23 protein-coding genes and 1 pseudogene are annotated in these 22,098 nt (G+C 45.5%); 10 read left to right on the top strand and 14 right to left on the bottom strand.

Annotated elements, in window-relative coordinates:
- Positions 1-102 precede the first annotated feature (102 nt).
- The gene (locus tag CEG13_RS00650) at positions 103-1,512 is read left to right on the top strand and encodes a YfcC family protein (RefSeq protein WP_100009840.1); all 1,410 of its coding nucleotides are present in this window, start codon (positions 103-105) and stop codon (positions 1,510-1,512) included.
- Positions 1,513-1,625: 113 nt separating this feature from the next.
- Here the strand turns inward: CEG13_RS00650 and argS are convergent, their stop codons facing one another.
- On the bottom strand, positions 1,626-3,296 hold the full coding sequence (gene argS, locus CEG13_RS00645) for an arginine--tRNA ligase (RefSeq protein ID WP_100009839.1): 1,671 nt from the start codon (positions 3,294-3,296) through the stop codon (positions 1,626-1,628).
- Positions 3,293-3,727 (bottom strand): YwiB family protein, encoded by a 435-nt coding sequence (locus CEG13_RS00640; protein ID WP_100009838.1) that lies wholly within the window; start codon positions 3,725-3,727, stop codon positions 3,293-3,295. The genes argS and CEG13_RS00640 overlap by 4 nt, the downstream gene beginning before the upstream one ends.
- A gap of 153 nt (positions 3,728-3,880) precedes the next feature.
- Here CEG13_RS00640 and CEG13_RS00635 point away from each other — a divergent pair, with 153 nt between their 5' ends.
- A complete protein-coding gene (locus CEG13_RS00635) occupies positions 3,881-5,908 on the top strand; it encodes a transglycosylase domain-containing protein (RefSeq protein ID WP_239984523.1) in 2,028 nt (675 codons plus the stop codon).
- 405 nt (positions 5,909-6,313) lie between these two features.
- Here the strand turns inward: CEG13_RS00635 and CEG13_RS00630 are convergent, their stop codons facing one another.
- The 3 genes from CEG13_RS00630 to CEG13_RS00620 all read right to left on the bottom strand — a co-directional run bounded on the left by CEG13_RS00630 (position 6,314) and on the right by CEG13_RS00620 (position 8,717).
- Positions 6,314-6,841 carry a YwhD family protein gene (locus CEG13_RS00630; RefSeq protein WP_100009836.1) on the bottom strand — a complete coding sequence of 176 codons (528 nt, stop codon included), beginning with the start codon at positions 6,839-6,841 and terminating at the stop codon, positions 6,314-6,316.
- A gap of 72 nt (positions 6,842-6,913) precedes the next feature.
- Positions 6,914-7,408: a YwgA family protein gene (locus CEG13_RS00625; protein WP_100009835.1), complete on the bottom strand. Its 495-nt coding sequence runs from the start codon at positions 7,406-7,408 to the stop codon at positions 6,914-6,916.
- A complete protein-coding gene (locus tag CEG13_RS00620) occupies positions 7,398-8,717 on the bottom strand; it encodes an HD domain-containing protein (protein ID WP_100009834.1) in 1,320 nt (439 codons plus the stop codon). The genes CEG13_RS00625 and CEG13_RS00620 overlap by 11 nt, the downstream gene beginning before the upstream one ends.
- 101 nt (positions 8,718-8,818) lie before the next feature.
- On the opposite strand from CEG13_RS00620, the gene CEG13_RS00615 reads away from it, so the two are divergent.
- Entirely contained in the window at positions 8,819-9,673 is an 855-nt protein-coding gene (locus CEG13_RS00615; RefSeq protein WP_100009833.1) for a lipoate--protein ligase family protein, read from the top strand.
- A 161-nt stretch (positions 9,674-9,834) separates the two neighbouring features.
- On the opposite strand, the gene pta is transcribed toward CEG13_RS00615, so the two are convergent.
- Complete coding sequence (gene pta, locus CEG13_RS00610) at positions 9,835-10,803, bottom strand: phosphate acetyltransferase (protein WP_192869504.1); 969 nt, start codon at positions 10,801-10,803, stop codon at positions 9,835-9,837.
- 185 nt (positions 10,804-10,988) lie between these two features.
- Between pta and hemQ the strand changes: the two genes are divergently transcribed.
- The 4 genes and pseudogenes from hemQ (at position 10,989) to CEG13_RS00590 (ending at position 13,916) form a co-directional block, all read left to right on the top strand.
- Complete coding sequence (gene hemQ / locus CEG13_RS00605; protein WP_100009832.1) at positions 10,989-11,738, top strand: hydrogen peroxide-dependent heme synthase; 750 nt, start codon at positions 10,989-10,991, stop codon at positions 11,736-11,738.
- 725 nt (positions 11,739-12,463) lie between these two features.
- Positions 12,464-12,875, top strand: a pseudogene (locus CEG13_RS00600) (cell wall hydrolase).
- Between the two features lie 174 nt (positions 12,876-13,049).
- The gene (gerQ, locus tag CEG13_RS00595; RefSeq protein WP_100009831.1) at positions 13,050-13,553 is read left to right on the top strand and encodes a spore coat protein GerQ; all 504 of its coding nucleotides are present in this window, start codon (positions 13,050-13,052) and stop codon (positions 13,551-13,553) included.
- 111 nt (positions 13,554-13,664) lie between these two features.
- Positions 13,665-13,916, top strand: coding sequence for a hypothetical protein (locus CEG13_RS00590; RefSeq protein ID WP_100009830.1), 252 nt, complete (start codon positions 13,665-13,667; stop codon positions 13,914-13,916).
- On the opposite strand, the gene CEG13_RS00585 is transcribed toward CEG13_RS00590, so the two are convergent.
- The 8 genes from CEG13_RS00585 to CEG13_RS00550 all read right to left on the bottom strand — a co-directional run bounded on the left by CEG13_RS00585 (position 13,917) and on the right by CEG13_RS00550 (position 19,203).
- The gene (locus CEG13_RS00585; protein WP_100009829.1) at positions 13,917-14,285 is read right to left on the bottom strand and encodes a DUF423 domain-containing protein; all 369 of its coding nucleotides are present in this window, start codon (positions 14,283-14,285) and stop codon (positions 13,917-13,919) included.
- A gap of 25 nt (positions 14,286-14,310) precedes the next feature.
- The gene (locus CEG13_RS00580; RefSeq protein ID WP_100009828.1) at positions 14,311-14,613 is read right to left on the bottom strand and encodes a YwdI family protein; all 303 of its coding nucleotides are present in this window, start codon (positions 14,611-14,613) and stop codon (positions 14,311-14,313) included.
- 167 nt (positions 14,614-14,780) lie between these two features.
- The gene (locus CEG13_RS18855; RefSeq protein WP_192869503.1) at positions 14,781-14,942 is read right to left on the bottom strand and encodes a hypothetical protein; all 162 of its coding nucleotides are present in this window, start codon (positions 14,940-14,942) and stop codon (positions 14,781-14,783) included.
- Between the two features lie 397 nt (positions 14,943-15,339).
- Complete coding sequence (locus tag CEG13_RS00575) at positions 15,340-15,636, bottom strand: phasin family protein (RefSeq protein WP_100009827.1); 297 nt, start codon at positions 15,634-15,636, stop codon at positions 15,340-15,342.
- A gap of 13 nt (positions 15,637-15,649) precedes the next feature.
- Positions 15,650-17,293: an ABC1 kinase family protein gene (locus tag CEG13_RS00570; RefSeq protein WP_239984522.1), complete on the bottom strand. Its 1,644-nt coding sequence runs from the start codon at positions 17,291-17,293 to the stop codon at positions 15,650-15,652.
- 815 nt (positions 17,294-18,108) lie between these two features.
- Positions 18,109-18,300: a hypothetical protein gene (locus CEG13_RS00560; protein WP_100009826.1), complete on the bottom strand. Its 192-nt coding sequence runs from the start codon at positions 18,298-18,300 to the stop codon at positions 18,109-18,111.
- A gap of 109 nt (positions 18,301-18,409) precedes the next feature.
- Positions 18,410-18,700 carry a TIGR04104 family putative zinc finger protein gene (locus tag CEG13_RS00555; RefSeq protein WP_100010529.1) on the bottom strand — a complete coding sequence of 97 codons (291 nt, stop codon included), beginning with the start codon at positions 18,698-18,700 and terminating at the stop codon, positions 18,410-18,412.
- 44 nt (positions 18,701-18,744) lie between these two features.
- Positions 18,745-19,203: a hypothetical protein gene (locus CEG13_RS00550; protein WP_100009825.1), complete on the bottom strand. Its 459-nt coding sequence runs from the start codon at positions 19,201-19,203 to the stop codon at positions 18,745-18,747.
- 161 nt (positions 19,204-19,364) lie between these two features.
- On the opposite strand from CEG13_RS00550, the gene CEG13_RS00545 reads away from it, so the two are divergent.
- The 3 genes from CEG13_RS00545 to CEG13_RS00535 all read left to right on the top strand — a co-directional run bounded on the left by CEG13_RS00545 (position 19,365) and on the right by CEG13_RS00535 (position 21,717).
- On the top strand, positions 19,365-20,123 hold the full coding sequence (locus CEG13_RS00545) for a DUF2087 domain-containing protein (RefSeq protein WP_100009824.1): 759 nt from the start codon (positions 19,365-19,367) through the stop codon (positions 20,121-20,123).
- Positions 20,124-20,514: 391 nt separating this feature from the next.
- The gene (locus tag CEG13_RS00540) at positions 20,515-20,976 is read left to right on the top strand and encodes a DUF2691 family protein (protein WP_100009823.1); all 462 of its coding nucleotides are present in this window, start codon (positions 20,515-20,517) and stop codon (positions 20,974-20,976) included.
- Positions 20,977-21,078: 102 nt separating this feature from the next.
- Positions 21,079-21,717, top strand: coding sequence for an HD domain-containing protein (locus CEG13_RS00535; RefSeq protein ID WP_100009822.1), 639 nt, complete (start codon positions 21,079-21,081; stop codon positions 21,715-21,717).
- The last annotated feature ends 381 nt before the right edge of the window (positions 21,718-22,098 follow it).

Raw genomic sequence — 22,098 nt, 5'->3', positions numbered from 1 at the left:
GGGGCAATTTAATGATGATGCAGCCCCCAAGTTGTGAAGCGTAATCGTGATCGTTTTGCTGTTGATAAATGTTTTTTAACTCTACACAAAGGATGAATGAATATGGAAGATAAAAAGAAAAGTAAAACATTGTTGGATCGTATTCCACACCCATTGGCATTATTATTTTTTATTGTTTTGGCCGCAGCTATTCTGACATATATTATTCCGGCCGGATCGTATGACAGAGAAACCGTTGGTGATCAAACCCGGACCATCCCTGGGTCATTCGAATACACAGAGAGCAATCCTGTTGGGATTATGGACTTATTTACTGCGATTCCTGTAGGTTTCCAGGAAATGTCAGACATCATCTTTGTCACATTTGCCGCAGCTATGATGTTTGGATTGTTAGAAAAAACGGGGATGCTTGAAAATACAGTTGGGACATTCGTTCGTAAAGCAGGTGTTGAAAGGCGTTTTCTTATTGTTGTCATTATGACCTTTGTTTACGGTTTTTTCGGGATATTTATTGGCCTTGAGAATAATATCGCCCTTGTTCCGATTGCTGTTTTATTAAGTGTTGCCATCGGCGGAGATGCAATGCTCGGTGCGGGTATTGCCATAGGCGGTGTGCTTGTGGGATTTGGCCTTTCTCCTTTCAATCCTTATACGGTTGGTGTTGGGCATAGGATAGCGGAAATGGAACTTTTTTCGGGATGGGTTTTTAGAAGTGTGTTAGTGCTTTTCACCTTATCTGTATTAGCTTATTTTAACGTTAGATATTTTAAAAAGATTTTAAAGAACCCGGATAAAAGCCTTGGTTATGACATTGATACCCAGGACATGACACTTAGTAAATCACTTGAATCCTATCACATGAGGAAACAAGATATTGCCATGCTGCTTGTGTTTTTTTCAGGAATTATCATTATGCTCATTGGTATTTTTACACAAGGATGGTATATCAATGAAGTTGCTGCGATATATCTCATAATCGGCATTGTCTGCGGGATTATTGCAAGAATGAATGCCAGTCAAATCGCTCATGTATTTTCAAAAGCACTTGAACCGAGTGCATTGGCAGCTATTCTGATCGGTGTGGCCATGGCGACCCAGGTAGTCCTGAACCATGGAAATATCAGTGATACCGTTGCTCATAGTCTTGTATCGGTACTGGAATATTTGCCAACAACGCTGGCTGCTGTATTCATGACCATGTCCCAATCGGTTATTAATATTTTGATACCAAGCGGCAGCGGCCAGGCAGTCGTGACGTTACCCATTATGCTTCCTGTTGGCGATATACTAGGCATTACACGGCAATCGACAATCTTGGCGTTCCAAATTGGGGATGGTCTTACCAATTTATTTTCACCTACATTAGGTGGGTTAATGGCAATGCTTGGATTATGCAGGGTACCTTATGGAAGATGGCTCCGGTATATTTTTCCGTTTGTCATTATCGCAATCAGTATATCCTGGGTTGCCTTAGTCATCAGTGTCTTGATTAATTGGGGCGGATCCATATAATGGTCACTTATGGAAAAACAAATACGTGTGACAGAAGAAGAATTTAACAGGAAAAAAAGCCGGTCTCAGCTCTGAACATCCTACCAGAGCGAAACCGGCTTTTTTGCTACTATCTACATCTTCTCCGGCGCCCTCACACCAATCAACCCCATTGCATTGGCAAGCGTAATCCGCACTGCTTTCATCAAGGCGATCCTTGCACGGGTCAAGTCCTCATTGTCCGGGTCGAGGACTTTTTCCGCATTGTAAAAGCTGTGCAGCAGTGAAGCCAGATCAAACACGTAATTCGTTACGCGCTGAGGTGCGTGCTTTTCCGCTCCATCCGCGACGGCTTGCGGGAATTCGCCTAATTTTTTAAGGAGATCGGTTTCCTTTTCTGCTGTCAGAAGGGATGCATCCACATCTCCCTCTGTCTCAAAACCGCGGCTTTTGGCAAGCTCCAGCATTGTGCAAATCCGGGCATGGGCGTACTGCACATAGAAGACCGGATTGTCATTGGACTGGGAACGGGCAAGATCCAGATCGAAATCAAGCTGCGAGTCGTTGGAGCGGGCCACGAAGAAATAGCGGACGGCGTCGATGCCGATTTCCTCCATCAATTCCCTTAAGCCCACTGCTGTACCCGCGCGCTTGCTCATCTTCTGCTTTTCTCCCTGCTCAAACAGGTTAACCATTTGGATCGTCTTCACATCGAATTTCTCCACCGGGTAGCCGAGCGCCTGGATGGCTGCACGCATCCTCGGGATATACCCGTGATGGTCAGAGCCCCACACATTAATAATCTGATCAAATCCGCGATCCATCTTATTCTTGTGATAGGCAATATCCGGCGTCAGGTACGTAAAGTTTCCGTCTCCTTTGATCAGCACACGATCCTTGTCATCGCCAAAATCCGTGGAGCGGAACCATGTGGCACCGTCTTCTTCATATATATAGCCGCCGTCTTTCAGCGTCTGGAGCGCGCCGCTGATTTGCTCGCCGTCATACAGTGTTCGTTCTGAGAACCAGCTATCAAACTCCACACCGAAGTCCGCCAAATCCTGCTTAATTTTACCCAGCTCGAAATCCAGCCCGTATTCTTTGAAAAATGCCAAGCGGTCCGCTTGTGGCTCTCGCAGCCATTTATCGCCATATTCCTTGTGCAGTGATTTGCCGATCTCCACGATGTCCTCTCCTCGGTAGCCATCCTCAGGCACTTCCGCATCCTGGCCAAGCGCCTGTAAATAGCGTGCTTCCACCGACAGGGCAAGGTTGTCAATCTGATTGCCGGCATCGTTGATATAATATTCCCGTTCTACCTCATATCCGGCAGCTTCGAGCATATTGCAAAGTACATCACCGAAAGCTGCTCCGCGCGCGTGGCCCACGTGTAAATCACCTGTCGGGTTGACCGAAACGAATTCCACCTGCACCCGCTCTCCATTGCCGGTGTTCGTGCGGCCGTATGTCTCTCCCGCTTCAAGGATCGCAGGAATGACCTCCTCGAGAAAGTCCTGTTTCATGAAAAAGTTGATGAAGCCCGGTCCCGCAATCTCCACTTTTTCCACCTGAGCTTTCGACTTATCGAGCTGTTCCACAATATCTTCAGCAATTTTTCTAGGTGCTTTTTTAGCAATTCTCGCAAGCTGCATGGCGATGTTAGTGGCAAAATCCCCATGTGCCTTTTCTTTCGGTTTTTCCAGATTAACCGCAGGGAGTTCCGCTTCGGATGCCAGGCCTGCTTGAATCGCCGCTGCAGCGATTTCCTGCTTTAATGTTTCTTCCGTTTGTTCCAAGACGTTCATTCTGTTTCCTCCTCAACAAATAGATCCAATTGATGATTTCGTGCTTCCTCCCCGTTCAGCTTCACAGCATAGGTTAATTTCAAATGCCCGGAGGCTGCCTCGCTAAGGGGCTGATAGGACATATCTTCCGTTCGTGTTTCCATATGTATTGTACCATGCGGATGGTGATAGACATTTTCCGTCGCTTGACCCGCGCGGAATTGCTGGGTCATCGCCACCACGCCGGAACGCTTAATGCTCACCTTCCCCGGCTGGATCGTAATCAAGTTTTTGGTCACCGCCTGGGTGCCCTCCTCAGTTTTTTCCTCAAACGTAATCACATCCACTTGGCCCTTCTGATAAAATTTCCCCGGCTCACGTAGGGTGTTGTATTCCATCTGACCATTATCATCAATGATTGTCCGAAGTTCCACTTTAACATTTTTCTCCATGGTTGCACCGCTCCCGTCCTGCTTCTTCCTCTATTATAGCGTTGAACAGGGCGTTGGCGCTACCCCTTTTTTGCAGGAGGCTCCTGCATGTGTTTATTTCAGCAAAAATTTTCCCATAATGAAAGTAATGCACATTATTAATTGGAGCTAATCATGATGAAAAAAATAGTTGGGAATAAGAAGCGGATGGTAAAAGTAGGGATCGGTCTCCTTCTGCTGCCGCTCTGTTTTATCGCAGGAATTTATTTTATCAGTTTTCTGCTCGGTCCGCCAAAATTGGATATTGAGCAAAACACCGTCCTCCTCAGCACAGATGGGGAGGTAATTGGTGTGGAGAGCGGGCTGGAAAATCGCGCATGGATCAGTCTGGATGAAATGGCTCCTGAGGTGATTGAGGCCACATTGCTGACGGAGGATCAGCATTTTTTTGAGCATAACGGGTTTGATTTTAAGCGGATAGCCGGAGCGGTGCTGCAGAATATCCGCTCGATGTCACTCAAAGAAGGGGCCAGTACACTGACCCAGCAATACGCGCGAAACCTGTATTTGACCCATGAAAAGACATGGATCCGGAAAATAAAGGAAGCCTTTTATACGGTAAGGCTGGAGATGTTTTATTCTAAAGATGAGATTCTCGAAGGCTACCTGAATACAATTTACTATGGACATGGTGCATATGGGATTGAAGCGGCCAGCAATTATTTTTTCGATAAACCGGCAAGCGATCTGACCCTGGCCGAGTCGGCTATGCTGGCGGCCGTCCCCAAAGGCCCATCGTATTACTCACCATTGAATGACGCGGAAAATGCCAAACAGCGGCAGACGCAAATTTTAACCACGATGTATGAGGAAGATGCGATTACAGAAACACAGTACCAGGATGCACTGGCGATGAAGCTGGTATACGCCGGGGAGGAAGAAGAAGACGAGGAAAAAATTGGCCCTTACCTGCAGGATGCCGCATTAAATGAAGTCGCAGCCATTCTGGAGCTTGACCCGGAAGAGATCCGCTCAGGCGGGTATGAGATTTATACGACAATGCAGGTGGAGCGGCAGAAGGCGTTGGAGAGAGAGCTAATGCAGACGCTCCATACGGCAGGGGAAATCGACGCTGGAGTAATGGCGATGGACCCGACTAACGGTGCGATCCGGGCGCTGGCAGGCGGAACCGATTATCGGGAAAGTCCCTTCAACCGCGCCACCCAGGCAAAGCGGATGCCAGGCTCCACGTTTAAGCCATTTTTGTATTATGCGGCACTGGAGAACGGCTATACTCCGACGACGATGCTGATGAGCAAGCCGACAACGTTTGAACTGGCAGACGGTGAGGTCTATCAGCCGAGCAACTTTAACGGCTACTATGCGGGCGAGCCCATCACACTGGCCCAGGCAATCGCTTTATCGGATAATGTTTATGCGGTGAAAACGAACATGGCGCTTGGAGCAGAACAACTCGTGGAGACGGCCCGGAAGTTTGGGTTTTCCGGTAAATTGCCTGCCGTGCCGTCATTGGCTCTAGGTACAGCTACTGTATCGGTGGAGGAAATGGTCGCAGGCTATGCAATGCTTGCCAACGGCGGCCGGGAAGTGGAAGGATATACAGTGGAGCGGATTGTCGATCGCAATGGAAAGACCGTTTTTGAGCGGGAAAAGGAGCAGGATCAGCAGGTGCTGGATGAGCAAAGTGCGTTTATTTTAACCCATCTGCTGACAGGCATATTTGACCGCGAACTGAATGGCTATATGCCCGTCACAGGCTCCCCCATCGCCGATCAGCTGACACGGATTTATGCAGGAAAATCCGGAACCACCGCATCGGACAGCTGGATGATTGGCTACAGCCCTTCCCTTGTGACCGGGGTGTGGATCGGTTATGACGATAACCGCGATTTGCCTGTAGGTGTCTCTTCTTTTGCTAAGAATATCTGGGCCGGCTTTATGGAAAAAGCACATGCGGGACTGCCGCAGGAGAAGTTTGATGTTCCTGACGGTGTGGTCGGCGTCCCGGTCGATCCCGACACCGGCAAGCGCGCCACCCCTTTCTGCGGTTCGAGCCGGGTGATGTATTTTGAAGAAGGCAACGAGCCGATCGCCTATTGCAGTATGCATGACGTGGAGAGGGGTGATGAGCAAGGCGGAGGGCTTGGGATATTTGAACGCTGGTTTGAGTTGTTTTTTTAGTTGGGGTTGTGGCGAGATGCGCGACTTGAGGTGTGGGCTGTGCGAATTGGCGTGTAGGTCGCGCGATTTGGCGTGCGGCCTGCGCGATTTGGCGTGCTCGCCCGATATGCCGGATAGGTCGCTCGAATTGGCGTTCAGTTGGCCCGTTATGCTGGGGTGGTCGCTCGACTTTGAGTGCACCTCGCCCGATTTGACGGATGGGTCGCCCGATTCGCGCCCATATTCGCCCGAATCCATCCACCCCCCCCAACACACAAAAAAGAAGCTGACAACAGCCCCGCGCTGTGTGTCAGCCTCTTTTTTGTCCTAGTAATACATGAGTCAGCCCATGTAGTACTATTTTACAAATTTCTAAATCAAAGTACAAGATTTTAAGCATTTATTCACGGTTCAGACACAAAATGTTCATGATTCCGGGAGTGCCTCTTTGAGTTCATCAGAGGAATTTTTCCACATATCCTCATTAAATTCGACAAGGAAGTCTCTTAGCAGCTTTTTGGAAAGCTCGTCCATATGCTCAACGATGACTTTTCCTTTGAGTGATTTTTCCATATGCGTGACGTGCTGGGGCATGGATTTATAGGCGCGCTTGTTTGGTTTGTCAACAATGATTTCGCTTCCCGCCACGCCGGCGTAAAACGGGCCGTTCTCACCACGCTCCACGTTGACCCAGACAATCCAGTACAGCTTGCCATCGGGCACCTCATCTTTACTAGGCATGAATTTGACACGACGCTCGATATCGCTGCGGCCATGCATCGCGCCCATCTCAACATATGCCTTCTCCTCTTTAGGATCGACAACAACAGGGGACATGTTTTCCAGACTGATCGCACCGGCACCGCCGCCATAGCCGCCATGTCCATCGGTGGGATCATCTTTTATAATCGTAAAGGCATTTTTATTTTTATTGGAAGATTGATCTGCACTCATCTTAGTTCCTCCTTCAATGTGCTTTGTATTTCATTGTAGCACAGGTGCCCTAAGGTTTTCACATTACAGATATTACTGCGTCATTTTCCCGATGAATTCCCAACCCTCCGCGATTTCTGTTTCACTGTAATTCTGTTTCGGCTTGACGGCATGAATTTTTGCTTCAACTTCCGGCTTTTCCAGATCTCCGAAGTACATCATCGTTGCCACCAGCTCCAGAAAACGCGAACTCTGGCAGTTTAAGGTCTCCACCCGTTCGGAAATATCCGGCATCTGGATGGCAAACTGCTCCAGGAACTCCTGGCCTGCCGGTGTGATGGCATAACGGTATTGAAAATAATTGCTTTTATCCTCTTTCACTTCATCAATAAAACCAAGGTTGCTCAGTTCTTCCACCCTTAGTGTCAATTCCTCGGAGTACGGGCCGTAGAAATGAAACTGATATTTTTCCTCGAAAGGCACATTCGCTCTTTGCAGAATATAGATCATTTTTTGCAGCTTCTTTCGCCCTGTCACTTCATTGGCGACGGAAAAAAACTGCATCAATTTCGCATGATTAGTCAACATCTTCTATCTCTCCCTGGCCGTATAATATTTCATAAATTCGCTCTTTCACCGGTTCGTCCACTATTTCATCCAATTTGTCTGTCGGGAAATACAGCTTGTGATCGGTCCGCTTTTTCCCGGAAATGGCTTCCACGATGTCGGAATGTCTGGACAGCTCTTTCAAACTTTTGTCCGGCATCAACAGATGGATCGGCAGGCGCTCCTCTTCCTCGCCGGGCCGGTAAAAATCGTACGGCAAATCGGAGGACGAATCGACAACGAGGTAATATTTCGGGTCAATTCCTGCCTGCTCAAACAAAGCGTGCAGTTCCATCCATTCGTTCATTTGCGAGTTCGGGTTAAACTCAATATATTTAAACAGCCGCCGGTTCATGAACCGCTCACACAGATCTCTAAGGATAGCGTCATCCTCTTCCTGCCAGAGATGAAAGTAGTAATGCACCACCATCTCATCCAGTTTTAAGTATTCCTCCAGCTTCACTTTCCCTTCAAAAAAGGAAATGAAATGAGTCGGCTCCAGCTTAAAGGCAAAATCTCCTGTTTCATATAAGTACTTGGCACGGTCCAGAATCCTCGATAAAATCACTTCCGCACTGCGCGTAACCGGATGAAAATAAACCTGCCAGTACATCTGGTAACGGCTCATAATATAATCCTCGACGGCGTGCATCCCGGTCGATTTAATCACGACCTGATCCTCCGTCGGGCGCATCACCCGAAGTATCCGCTCCATATCAAAATGGCCATAACTCACCCCGGTAAAATATGCATCCCGCTGCAAATAATCCATCCGATCGGCATCAATCTGGCTGGAAATCAAGCTGACCACCAGTTTGTCTTCATATGTTTTGGCAATCACATCGGCAACCTTTTGCGCAAATCCTTTCTCTACCCGTTCCAGGATCTTATGTACCTGTGTCTCACCCATAATAATCGCCTGCGTAAATTGTTCATGATCGAGCTTGAACGCCTTCTCAAACGAATGCGAAAACGGCCCATGCCCCAAATCATGCAGCAGTGCGGCACATAACGCCAAGAGCCGCTCATTTTTGTTCCAATGGGGACGGTCCTGAAAATTATAGATAATCCTTCTTACAATTTCATACACTCCGAGCGAGTGATTGAAACGGCTGTGTTCCGCTCCATGGAAGGTATAATTGCTCGTCCCAAGCTGCTTAATCCGCCGCAGCCGCTGAAATTCCGGCGCAGCAATCAAATCCCAAATCACCCGATCCTTCACATGGACATAACGGTGAACGGGGTCTTTAAATACTTTCTCCTCATGCAATTGTTCGTCTTTATAAGCCATCAAAGGTTCCACCCGTTTCTTTTCGACTCTATTTGTAATATTATATAATAGTTACTTGATAGAAAAAAGGGTTATCTACGTTCATTTAAAGGAGCAGCCTAATGAAACATTGGACAGAAGTCGTCAAGGCCAGCACTTTTCGCTACCTTGATCATACCAATAAAAATATTTTTCATGCCTCGCCAAATAATGCGCTTACCTCTTTTGCGATTGATGATGCACTCGCCACCTCGGTCAGCAATGGGGACTCTCCTGCCGCTGTGAGGCTTTGGGTGCATCCGCCCACGATTGTACTGGGAATTCCGGATGCGCGCCTGCCATATATTGAGGATGGCGTCCGTCTTCTTGCAGAGGAAGGCTATTATGTCGTGGTTCGGAACTCCGGCGGGTTAGCTGTGGCATTGGATGAGGGCGTGCTGAATATTTCCCTGATTTTGCCGGGGGTTAAACATATTTCCATTCATGACTGCTATGAAGCGATGGTCAGCTTCATCCGCTATATGCTGCGTGATCTGACCGATGACATTGAGGCATATGAGATTGTCGGCTCCTACTGTCCCGGCGATTATGACCTGAGCATTAACGGGCGGAAATTTGCCGGCATATCACAGCGCAGGATTAAGGACGGAGCGGCCGTGCAAATTTATCTTGATGTGGAAGGCAACAGCCAGCAGCGTGCTTCTCTAATCCGGGACTTTTACAAGGTAAGCAAGCGCGGGGAATCGACCAAATTTACCTTCCCAACCGTGGAGCCGGAAGTGATGGGTTCGCTTTCTGAACTGTTGGGCGTCCGGCTGACAGTGGAGGACATGAAGAACCGAGTGTATTGTGCGCTGGATGAAATCTCCGAGGAAATTGTCCAAAGGGATTTCTCGGAGGAAGAGGTGGCTGTGTTTGAGAAGCGGTTGGAAATGATGGAGAAGCGGAATAGGGAGATTGTAGAGATGCAGGAGTGAGGGGAGAACGATGTGGTCGCTCGATTTGGGGATTGGGTCGCTCGATTTCATGCGGTAGTCGCGCGATTTCACATAGATTTTATTCAATAAAAATACACACGCAATTTCCAAAAGAAAATAACGTGTGCATCATAAGTTGTCTGATTTTCCCCTCTTAAAAGTTATGCCTGGGCAGCAGTAATCAGGGCCAGCTTAAACACATCATCAGCACTGCAGCCGCGCGAGAGGTCGTTGACCGGTTTATTCAAGCCTTGGAGAACCGGGCCGACTGCCTCAAAGCCGCCTAGACGCTGGGCGATTTTGTATCCGATGTTGCCTGCCTCCAGCCCTGGGAAAATGAAGGTGTTTGCATCCCCTTTGAGCACAGAATCCGGTGCTTTTTTCTCAGCAATGCTCGGAACAAATGCCGCGTCAAATTGGAATTCGCCGTCAATCACAAGCGATGGATTTTTCTCCTTTGCAATTTCCAATGCTTCGGTAACTTTTTCCGTTTCCGCTGATTTTGCGGACCCTTTTGTGGAAAAGCTCAACATAGCCACCCGTGGATCGATACCAAACAGCCCCCCTGTTGCTGCACTTTCCACAGCAATCTCTGCCAGGTCCTGGCTGTCCGGGTCGATATTGATCGCACAGTCGGCAAATACATACTTCTCATCACCGCGCACCATGATGAATACGCCGGATGTTTTGCGGACGCCTTCTTTTGTCTTGATGATTTGCAGTGCCGGGCGCACGGTATCTGCCGTTGAATGGGCCGCACCGCTGACCAGCCCGTCCGCCTGGTTCATGTACACTAGCATCGTGCCAAAATAGTTTTCGTCCTGCAGAATTTTCCGGGCGTCTTCTTCTGTTGCTTTACCTTTACGACGTTCCACAAAGGTTTCCACCATCAGATCGAATTCCTCAAACCGTGCAGGATCAATAATTTTGCTTGCCGACACATCGACAGCAATCTCTTCGGCTTTTTGCTTAATACTCGCTTTTTCCCCGATCAGAATCGGCGTTAAAATGCCTGCCGCGCCTAATTGGCTCGCCGCCGTCAGTATCCGTTCATCAAGCCCTTCCGGAAAGACGATCGTTTTATTTTTCCCTTCTACTTTCGCTTTAATTTCATCAAATAAACTCAACATTACCTACCTCCTGTTTCATCATAAAGGATTTTTCGCTTTATTGAAAGAAAGCACTTTTGACATTCCTATGACATTGTACGAGCGAATCATCTCTTATGCCGGTTTTTGCGTATGATTAACTTTCCCCAATTATGATAAACTAAAAACAGCAGATTAATTTTGTATAAAATAAAGGAGAGATACATATGGTTGAAGCAGTTGAAACCATGGACGGCTGGTATAGCTTACATGATTTGCGCACCATTGACTGGACATCCTGGAAGCTGGTCTCTGAGGAAGAACGCCAGGCGGCCATCCGCGAATTCGAGGAGCTCTTGGTGAAATGGGAAAAAGTTGAGGAAAACAAAGACGGCAGCCATGTGCTGCATAAAGTAGTCGGCCAAAAAGCGGACTTAATCTTCATGTTCTTGCGCCCGACAATGGAGGAGCTCTCGGAAATTGAAACGGAATTGAACAAATCGAAGTTCGGTGAGTTCCTGCTCCCGGCACATTCCTATGTGTCCGTTGTCGAACTTTCCAAATACCGCCCGCAAAAAGACGGCGTGGACCCGGAAACCCTGCCGGAAACACAGGCTCGGCTGAAACCCATCCTGCCAAAATGGGAGCACATCTGTTTCTATCCAATGGACCGCCGCCGCACCAGCGAGGAAAATTGGTACACACTGGAAAAAGGCGATCGTGGCAAAATGCTGTATGAGCACAGCAAAACCGGCCGGAAATACGCCGGAAAAGTAACCCAGGTGATCACTGGCTCCATGGGATTCGATGACTGGGAGTGGGGCGTTACCCTGTTTGCCCACGAGCCACTGCAGTTCAAGAAAATTGTTTATGAAATGCGTTTTGATGAAGTAAGCTCCCGTTATGGCGAGTTTGGCGAATTTTTCGTCGGGAATCTCCTGCCGCGGGAAGCAGTTGCAGATTACCTGAAAGTATAGGAAAGTTTTGCCTCCGGGCGCTAGATGGCGCGCCGGGGGTTTTTGTTTTGGGTCGGGACAGGCTGAAGATGGGATTTAATGAGGTGGCATCTGATGGGGGAATTTCGGGATTTCATTCGTACTCTCACCGCGTGCATAAAGACACGAACGACGAGGAAAACTTCCCATTCGTGCGCTCATCACCTCCTTGAAGACACGAACGACGGGGAAAACTTCTCATTCGTGCGCTCATCCCCTTCTTGAAGACACGAACGACGGGGAAAACTTCTCATTCGTGCGCTCATCACCTCCTTGAAGACACGAACGACGAGGAAAACTTCCCATTCGTGCGCTCATCACCTTCTTGAAGACACGAACGACGGGGAAAACTTCTCATTCGTGCGCTCATCCCCTTCTTGAAGACACGAACGACGAGGAAAACTTCCCATTCGTGCGCTCATCCCCTTCTTGAAGACACGAACGACGAGGAAAACTTCTCATTCGTGCGCTCATCAATATAATGAAAGACTCTGCCAAAATTTTTTCTTAACGGCGGTTTCGATTCTAGTGTAAATCTTTTATCGGGGAATAGAATTTGGTATTCCTTAACGGTTCTTAATAATACCTTTAGCAGCAACAACCCCAGAACCCCCTCCAAAAATTAGCTGTCATCATTTCCGGGCGGATGACATACACATAATTAGTGAGTTTACATCAAGACCCAAGCAGGAAATGAGGAATAAATGATGGCCGTTGCAGCATATACGGAAAAGGATGTGTCTCTACTCGCCCGCTTGATACGTGCGGAAGCGGACTCTGTATGCTGATGGTTGGCAACACCGGAATTAACCGGGTGATCGCTGATTGTCTGGACTTTACGGATATACGAAATATTAGAGCTATGGTTTTTTAGAGCCCGGGAGGCTTTAAGACAACACAGAAAGGATTCTTTTACCAGCGGGCACAGGAGCAGGATAAACACCTGGCGCGGCGCTTAATCCAGGGAGAGTGCCATCATCCGGCGACCAATACATTATGATTCTTTCGTCCGACAGGCAACTGTCCTGCCCAATGGTTTGGTCAGTGGAATACAGGAAGATACAAAGCTCATTGCTTTTTGCACCTTTGCAATCAGAGTGTCCTTCTGTTTTCCGATAATCCCATCGAATAAAGTGAAACTTCATTCAGTGGGTGCTTTCATATTAGTTGAACCAATCGGGCTTTTACAGGCAGTTTACATCCACCTGAACTATGCGGCCTACTTCTATTTTGAGGTGGGGATTTAATATCTGTTAACCTGCGAAAAACTATTCATTACTGGGAGGTAATAACATGAGCGAAAAGCAAGATAAGAATTACCAGCAGTACGCGAGCCCCTATCAAACCTATCCATATTATTATTATCCAACAGCATCCCCAGCCTACTATCCGGCATATGGCATGAGGCAGCAGGATGCACAGCAAATGCAACAGTACCCGCCGCAGATGCAATACCCGCCACAAACACAGGGTCAGCAGGAAGGGCCAGCCGATAATGTTCCGGGGATGCTGCCAATCGAGCAGTCCTATATCGAGAATATTTTACGGCTGAACCAGGGGAAGCGCGCAACCGTATACATGACGTTTGAAAACAACGAAGAATGGAATGCTCAAGTGTTCAAAGGGGTGATCGAAGCAGCCGGCAGAGACCATATCGTCCTGAGCGATCCGCAAACCGGCAGACGTTATCTATTGTTGATGATTTATCTGGACTACGTGGTGTTTGAGGAAGAGATTAATTACGCCTATCCATATGGCGGAAATGCCGGATCGTACTCGACCTATGCCCCGCGCTAATGTAAAACTGATCGCAATTTTAGAGAGCTAAAAGTTTAGCAGTAAAAAAGGATGGCACATGCACGTGTCATCCTTTTATCAAATCTTTGCATCAAAAAGGGGCGAACCAAGATGCGGCACCCATATGAAAAAATTATCCGAATCGAACTTCTGGCGGTCGCCTGTGTGATTCTGATCGGCGTCTTCGCCCTCTTTCAGGGAATCCTGCTCCTGGTATTTCTGTCCTTTTATCTCCTTGCCCTGAGCCTTGTTTGTGATGCGCTTGTCGACTGGTATGGCGGCGACACACTAAAGGCCGGCAAGCAAGTGCTGCGCGCGGTGATGATTCTTTTATTCACGACCTTTTTGCTCTTCCATCTATAATTAGAGGTGTTTCATTACTGCATATCCGAGAAGCACCCAGCCGGCCAGAAATGCCAGCCCGCCGACAGGAGTAACCATCGCGAATGCGGTTGTTCCTGTGAGCGAATAGATGAATAGACTGCCAGAAAACAGCAGAATGCCGATAAAAAACAACCAGCCGGCCCATGTCAGACTGCCTGCCGTGATTCTTGCCATCAGCAAGCCTGTCGCCAATAGCGCACCAGTATGGAACATTTGGTACGTTACAGCTGTTTCCCAGTTTTTCAATTTACTTTCCGATAAACGTCCTTCCAATCCATGCGCCCCGAAAGCTCCAAGCGCAACCGCAATAAAGCCATTCAGTGCGCCAAGCAGCAGAAATAATTTCATCTTCTATAACACCTCATTTTTAATGCTAAAAATCAAACAGCGATTCTCCATTAGCCCCGTCATGATCGATGACGGTTCTTTTCGAGGTCGCCGGCTTCACTTGTTCTGCCTGTTTGCCGAGCATGGCCTTCATCTCTTCCTGTGTGATTTCCTGAGAAGAAGCTGGCACAGAAACTTTTTCCTCTTCTGTTTCCTTCAACAGCAGATCGCATAACAACCGCACATGTTCAATATGTTTTGTCATGTTTCCAGAGTCCCCCTGCTTTTCCTTTGCCTGCTGCAATTCATCCATCATCTTTTGGATGATTGTCTCATTCGCCACCGCCATAAAGACCGCTCCTTGTTACTACAGATTTCCAGCCTATTATAACACGGATTTTTCCACGGCAATATAAAAAGCCTCAGAACAAGTTCTGAGACTTTTTAGATATTACTCCATAAGTGCAATAGATTGATATAAACCAAATCTCCCATGCGCCCCCTAAATTTCACCAGCTAAGCTTTCACAGTTAATAGAACCGGCTGCTTCAGTAGACGTTGCAACTGTTCTTCGGTATAGCGTTCGTACATCCAGTGCAAAAATTCCAGTTCTTCCTTCTGCAAATCTCTGCCAAGCCTCTCTCTTGATTCACCGCAAAGTTGTATAAAGCTTTCCATCACGACGCCCCCCTATTTAACTGTGTCTTATGATTACCCCTATTCTAAAACAATTTCCAAAAGAAGGCAATACAAAAATCAAAAATAGCGCAATTTACAGATAAATGCTTTGTTTGACAACATTTTTACCCTTCATCCGACAAATTCCCGTACAAACTATCATTCCTTGTAAAACGCTGACTAACACGGCTTTATGCCCGAAAAAATTTTGTCAAATTGAAAGATTTATGGTGAGAACGCTTGCAAAATTTAAAGTTTCATGCTCAAGAACCTTTGTTTTGTTATATGTTGATCCGTCGAACAAAATTTTCGCCATATAGAGAATTCACTAAAACAATGATTCTTCCGACCTAGAAAAACACAAAACGGACCCGTTCCGGATCCGTTTTTTTTGTCATTATTGCTGCAGCTTTGCTTCCAGTTCGGCAATGCGGCTTTTCAATTCATTGATGTCTTCTTTTGTGGCAATACCCATATCTTTGGCCATCTGCTGCGTCTGGCCGTATTGTCTGCTATTCCATTCGTCTTTCTTCATTTCGCCTTTGGTGACAAAACTTTGCATCATCGTTTTTGCCTGTTCCTGGCTCAGCTCATTCTTATCCACCATTTCCCTGAGCTTGCCTTCAAACTTTTCTTTTCCGCTGACCGCAGCTCCCAAACCAAGCAGAAAACCTTTTTTCAATGTTTCATTCATCTCAGGACACCTCCTATTTCTCTCCTTTTATACATCGGTAATGCTTCCATAAAATCATATTCAGCCATACGATAAATAATCCTGTTAAAATAAGCGATGTGACCATCAGCCCTGTTATATTCATGATATACCCGGAAACGGATAATCCTATTCCCGTGAGGATCATAACAAAGGTGATAATTTCCAGAAAAAGGTAGAAATGGTGTTTCAGCCTCAGCTGATGTTTTTTCTTATCCCATTCTCTATCCTTTTCCCCGCTTTCCAACCATTTTAACATAGCTCTCGGCAGGGCGAAAAGCGGTTCGGCAGTTTCTTTGGCCTTCTGTTTGTAAATCGATTCCACGAGATTTCTTCTGCCGTACCAGTCTTTGATTTTTGGCTTCAGCCACCGTTCGATATCCACTTCCGGATAAACAGCGAACAAAAGACCGACAATGATGGAAACAGCCCTTGCGAAATAGGCGTAATCCGCCGGCAGCTGAATCGGCTGCTCTTTGACTATCGTGCTAAGCTCATCAGCGAGCTGCTCCATGAACTGTGTGTCCATATCCTGAAACGAATGATTTTGATACATTTCGATCGTCTGTTCAATCATTTTCTTCAGCTTTTTCTTATCCGCATTGGGCAGAAGGAAGTTCATTTCCTCCAATGCATGGATCACCAAGTCATAATCATCAACAATAAACCCTTCGACCAGCCGCTTGAAGTGATGGGTATCCTGCTTGCTGATTTCCCCCACCATGCCAAAATCAATGATTGCTACGGTGCCATCTTTCTCCACGAGGATATTCCCGGCATGAGGATCGGCATGGAAATTGCCGGGATTCAGAAACTGGTCAATATAAAAGTCAAATAAGTTCCGCGCCACCTTCTCTGCAGCAATAAAATTCCGGTTCAGATAGGTCAGGTCCGTCACTTTCGCCCCATTAACCCACTCCATCACCAGCACTTTTTCGGTACATAATTGATCAAAAAAGTGAGGGATGTGAATGGACGGGAAATGCTGATAGCGTTCGCTAAAGTAATTTCCGAAGCGTAATTCCTTGCGAAAGTTCAGCTCCCTATCCATTACTCGGACGATCTCCTTATACAGTTCATTCAAGTCCGCCTTGTTGCCAAACGAGGTAAATACCTTGATAATCCAGAACACAATCCGCATAGCGATAAAATCTTTGCGAAAAATCTCCTGTATACGATAGCGCTGCACCTTGATCGCCACTTCCTCGCCATTATGTAAAGTGGCCCGGTAGACTTCCCCAATAGAGGCTGATGCAATAGAATCCTCCTGAATCTCGGCGACATGTGTATCCAGTGGCGCCTCCCACTCCGCTTCGATCAGTTCCTTGGCATATGCGAACGTCATCGGAGGTACTCTGTCCACCAGCCCGGACAGCTCTTTAATAAACACATCGGGCAAAAAATCGCTTCTGGTGCTCAAAAACTGGCCGACCTTGATCAGTACTCCGCCAAGCTCCACGGCCTTGACCCGGTACTCCCGGGCCATCTTTGCCAGCAGCTGATTCCATTTTTCCATCGTTCGCTCATCCCAAACCTTGTGCCGGAACGTAAAGAAATAGATTTGGAAAATAAATTTAACAGCCATCCAGACGATGACTGTACAGCGATAAATAAAATTATATTTAAACCTGCGATTCACGGCCAACACCTCATGACTATCTACCCGTCTCCCCCATAAATTAAACCCGCTATTAGTTTATGCAAGTGGGGACAAGTTATGATGGACTCTCTGATTGGCAATTTTTTTCTCACTCTTTTCCGAACCTATTAGTGCTACCACAATACCAGCTAATCCAGAAAATATAAATGTTGCAGCGTAGCCCCATGATCCTATAATCCTCCTCCAGCCTTACGAAGGGGAAAGATTATAAAGCACACCGTTGCTACGTTCGCTTCTGATATGGTGTGCTTCTATCCTACTCCACGAAATTCATGCTCATAAAATAACTGTTCCACTACGTTGAGTGATGTATCCTTTTTTATTGGGGTTTCCTCAGAAGAATACTAAAACAATGGATTATCTTCTTCACTTCCAAATGCATCTTCTTCATTTTCATATGTATTATTTATAGTTTCCTGTTTGTTGTTTCTTCATCCGATCATTCCTTTTCCTTGACCAAGACATACTATGCGGAAATCGCATGTCAATCAACTCATAAAGGTAAAGAGTTTATTCTTGAAGCCCACAGTAAATTTGAGTTTGATTATCTTCAAAAAAGAAAGGCAAGTAATGAGAAAGATGTAATAGATGGGCTGGCTGGCCCGGAGACCTTAGGAAAATTGCGCTCCGATATTGTGCAATTTCCTATACTACTGGCGTGGTGTGGAGATTTTGCAGAAAGATTTGCTTTATTTCTACACTCAGCAAAGTGCTGTTGATGAAAGCTATGGGCCAGCAACTGCACAAGGGGGCATATGTCTATGGAAAAGAATCTTTGATCCATACTCTTGCACCTATTTCTTTTCTTCTTCAGATAGCCGACCGACTACGAATAATACCAGAGCATAAATCCCTAAGGCAACTACTAAAATAGTTAATGTATGAAAATTGTTATGGAGCAAGGGGATAAGAGAAATAAGTACAACTAAAAGAATTACCCTTGCTATATCTTTATTTCTCTTTATTTTTGTAATTCTTTTCTTCATTAGAGATGACCTCCTTAATATTGCTTAATCCTCCTCAATAAATATCTGTGTATCTAAATGTACAAAAGTGATGTGGAGTGTTTATCCGACAGCGCACAACCCAACAACATTACCAGTACGGCTCCTGTTCATTGGACAGCTGCATCAGAAATGGATAGACGCCAAAAATAAAAAGCACCTCTATGACCGCAATCAGTATCGCAGTTACCCACACCTGTGCATCAAACCCTGCAGCTACAGGCAGCACCACCAATGGAATAAGACTCATCCCTCCAGTCTTCATTCTCGAACTGGCAGATTCATATTGTTTTTCCCGGCAATACGGACATTTCAGCCGGAACAATCGTTGTATCGTCTGCTTCCACGTCCACTCCCTACCGCAATTTTGACAAATCGGCATGTTTGATCCCTCCACTTTTCTGGTTTTGCCGCTATCTTCATATTTTATTCCCTCTCCCACTCTACTTCCTCACTCTCCACCAGTCGTTCTATTATACTCAAATGGTCCGTCTCCCCAACCACTTGATATTGATTGAGATAATCCCCATCGAGCCTGAGATCAAAACTTTCTGTTCTTAATAAACCTTCTTCTATTTCATTAGTGGTCGTGATCCTCACCGTGTAGTCCTCTTCCATAAAAGGTGCGTTTCTGTTCTCTTTCAACTCCAGCCCCCGTAAGCTCTCCACGATTTGATCAATAACTTCCTCATCTTCTATGGTGGTGTGGGCGTAGTTTTCCGTTATACCCCCAATTCGAATAGTCACACTTCTGACGATGCTGTCCTCATTGAGCTGATCCGAATAAAGCTCATCAAACGTCGTGTATTTCTGCTCATTGATCAGGTAAGTGATTCCAACGATGAAAATAACCAACACTGCTATCCAAATGATTCTTTTATTCAAATGGGCACCACCTTTTTCGATCCTTTCCTACTATGTATATTTCTACTTCGACAAGGTTTCTCCTGCTTATTTTTTTAAAAATCACCTTCTTATTGTATTTAAGCAAACATAAATGTATAATGTTTATTAAATTACAAACGAATTAAGGTTGTGTTTACCTAATGAACAAAGAAGAATTATTTTGGAGTGCATCGACTGAAGAACTCTCCCAGGGATATATGTATGACAGGGAAAACGATCTATTCCGCTGCCTGATCTGCCACCAGATCTTTGAAAACGGAGTAATTTACAAAAGCGGGGAGGTCTATTATGAGGCGAGAAAAGCGATCACCCGTCATATCAGCGAAGAGCATCATTCGATGTTCTTTTATCTGCTCAATCTGGACAAGAAATACACTGGACTATCCGCTCAGCAAAAGGAACTGATTGGTTATTTCAAAAACGGATACACAGATAAGGAGATTGTTGCGGAGCTGGGAAGCGGCAGTCCATCAACGATTCGAAACCACCGCTTCAAACTGCGGGAAAAAGAAAAGCAAGCAAAAGTGTTCTTGGCAATGATGAAGTTGCTGGCGAGCGAAAAGGACAATCAGGAATTTATTCATTTTCACAAAGGAGCGACAATGGTGGACGACAGGTATGCAATCACAACAGAAGAGAAGGAAAAGATACTGAAGAATTACTTTAAGCAAGGGTTGAACGGCCCGCTCGATATTTTCCCAAGCAAAGAAAAACGAAAGATTGTGGTATTGCAGCACATCATGAAACGGTTTGATGCCGATAAGACGTATTCCGAGGCAGATGTTAATAATGTGCTCTGCTTGGTGTATGATGATTACGTCACATTGAGAAGGTATTTGATTGAATATGGCTTTATGGAGCGGAGCAGAGATGGGATGGAGTATTGGGTGAAGGCTTAAGATGAAAAATCGATTAAACTTTTGAAAAACGGGAAGAAATAGTATATAATAAATGTAGAATCCATATAATAAGTAAGCCGAGAGTAGCAACTCTCGGCTTTACAGCAATATACCGCTATGGTTCTACGGCCACTGTGGGCTTATTTCGATAATCCATCTGAACAATCTCAGCCACGAGGAGTCAGGTGGATTATTATCTGTCTGTAAAGTCGAGCATCAGCTTTATCAAAGCGACGATGAAAATCCCCGTCATCAAAAAGATTTGTACGTCCGACATACGGCCACACCTCAAATCTCCACAGAGGTCTTTGACCGCTCCACCTGCTATATATGCTGTTCTTTTTACTATACCACAGAATTATAGATAACTATTATATGAGCGAGGGTATTTATGGTTGAAATTGGAATTTGCTTCATGATTCCCAATCAATTTGGTCAAGTCTTGCATACGCTTTTGAAAGATATTTTGGAAATCCCTTCTACATGGAGAATAAATGAACACGCAGAAATATTAAAAATGAGTTCCGATGGGGAACCGGCAGATCTTCTCCCAAATAATGTTATTTTGAAGAATACGGATATGGAACATTACCTGTCTCAGGAAACTTATCCAATCATGATTTCGTTCTTTATTTATTTCTCTGAACAGCCCCCGTATCCTGTGATAAAAGATATAGGAGAATTTCTAGCGTCACCATGTGATATAGCTGTATGCATCTCAGATTCAACTCAGGTTATTGTTACAGCTAAAGACGCGGGACTCTTGGATAAAGTGAAGGATAAAATGGAGAAAATATCGTTTTCAAACCTGAGGTATGTGGATCAAGGTGAAGACAGTTTGATGTTGAGTTAAATTCTAATTTACCAATTGCAATGGTTTTGTCCTGAAAGATATCGGGTATACCATACATGGGTTATCTAATTGATCCAGTTACTACAGTCTTGGAGGGATCATATGATAAAGGATATAAATGAAATCACTGTACCTGATAGTAAAATGATTCAAGATGCTCAGGATATTGTGCATGAATATGGGAACGAATTAATCTGGAATCATTCGAACAGAGTTTATTTATTTGGGGCTATTAAAGGTCTGCAGGATGATGTATCTTTTGATTACGAGTTGCTATATACAAGTGCATTATTCCATGATTTAGGATTAACACCAACCTACAGCAGCCCGGATAAACGATTTGAGGTTGACGGTGCAAATGCTGCCAGAGAATTCTTATCTACTTATAATTTGAGCAGCGAAAATGTTCAACTTGTTTGGGATTCGATTGCTCTTCATACGACGATAGGTGTCGCCGAATATAAGGAAAATAATGTATCTCTCCTTTATCATGGGGTCGGCATGGATGTAATGGGCGATAATTTCGATCAATACAGTGAAGAAATACGTAAAAATATCGTTACAAAATTCCCAAGGAAAAACTTCAAACATGATATTCTCGAAGCTTTCTATGAAGGTTTCAAACACAAACCGGAAACAACTTTTGGCAATATAAAAGCTGATGTTATCAGTCACTTTGATCCACAATACCAGCATAAAAACTTCTGTTCATGTGTTCTTCACTCTAAGTGGGAAAGTTAAAGAGGTTTTCTTTTTTAGAAATATCAGGTATAATAAAATTAGATACAGCACATATATTAATAAAGACCGCTGGTGCAGGAACACCAACGGCCAGTGCAATAAGCATAGTTTCCTCAAAGGGGATCAGCTTATTAGGCGAAATAATCCACCAGAGCCGTTAACTCAAGGGTGGATTATTTTTTATGGTTAAATGACAGGATCGACACGACCAGGTTTGAAAACACAAACGCAGGTCTAACGATTCGAACACCGTCATCAGCACCACCCCCTTCCATTCGGGGATGTGCTGACCACCCTTGAGAAATCCTATACTATTACAATTCCATCACACCATACTTATGTTCGGTTTTGAATATATAATTTCCTTTTTCGGGAGATTAT

This window comes from Lentibacillus sediminis (genome assembly GCF_002763455.1).
In the GTDB taxonomy this organism is placed as follows: Bacteria; Bacillota; Bacilli; order Bacillales; family Amphibacillaceae; genus Lentibacillus_D; species Lentibacillus_D sediminis_A.
The sequence above is the reverse complement of the archived record's forward strand: the minus strand, read 5'-3'. Positions and strand labels throughout refer to the sequence as shown.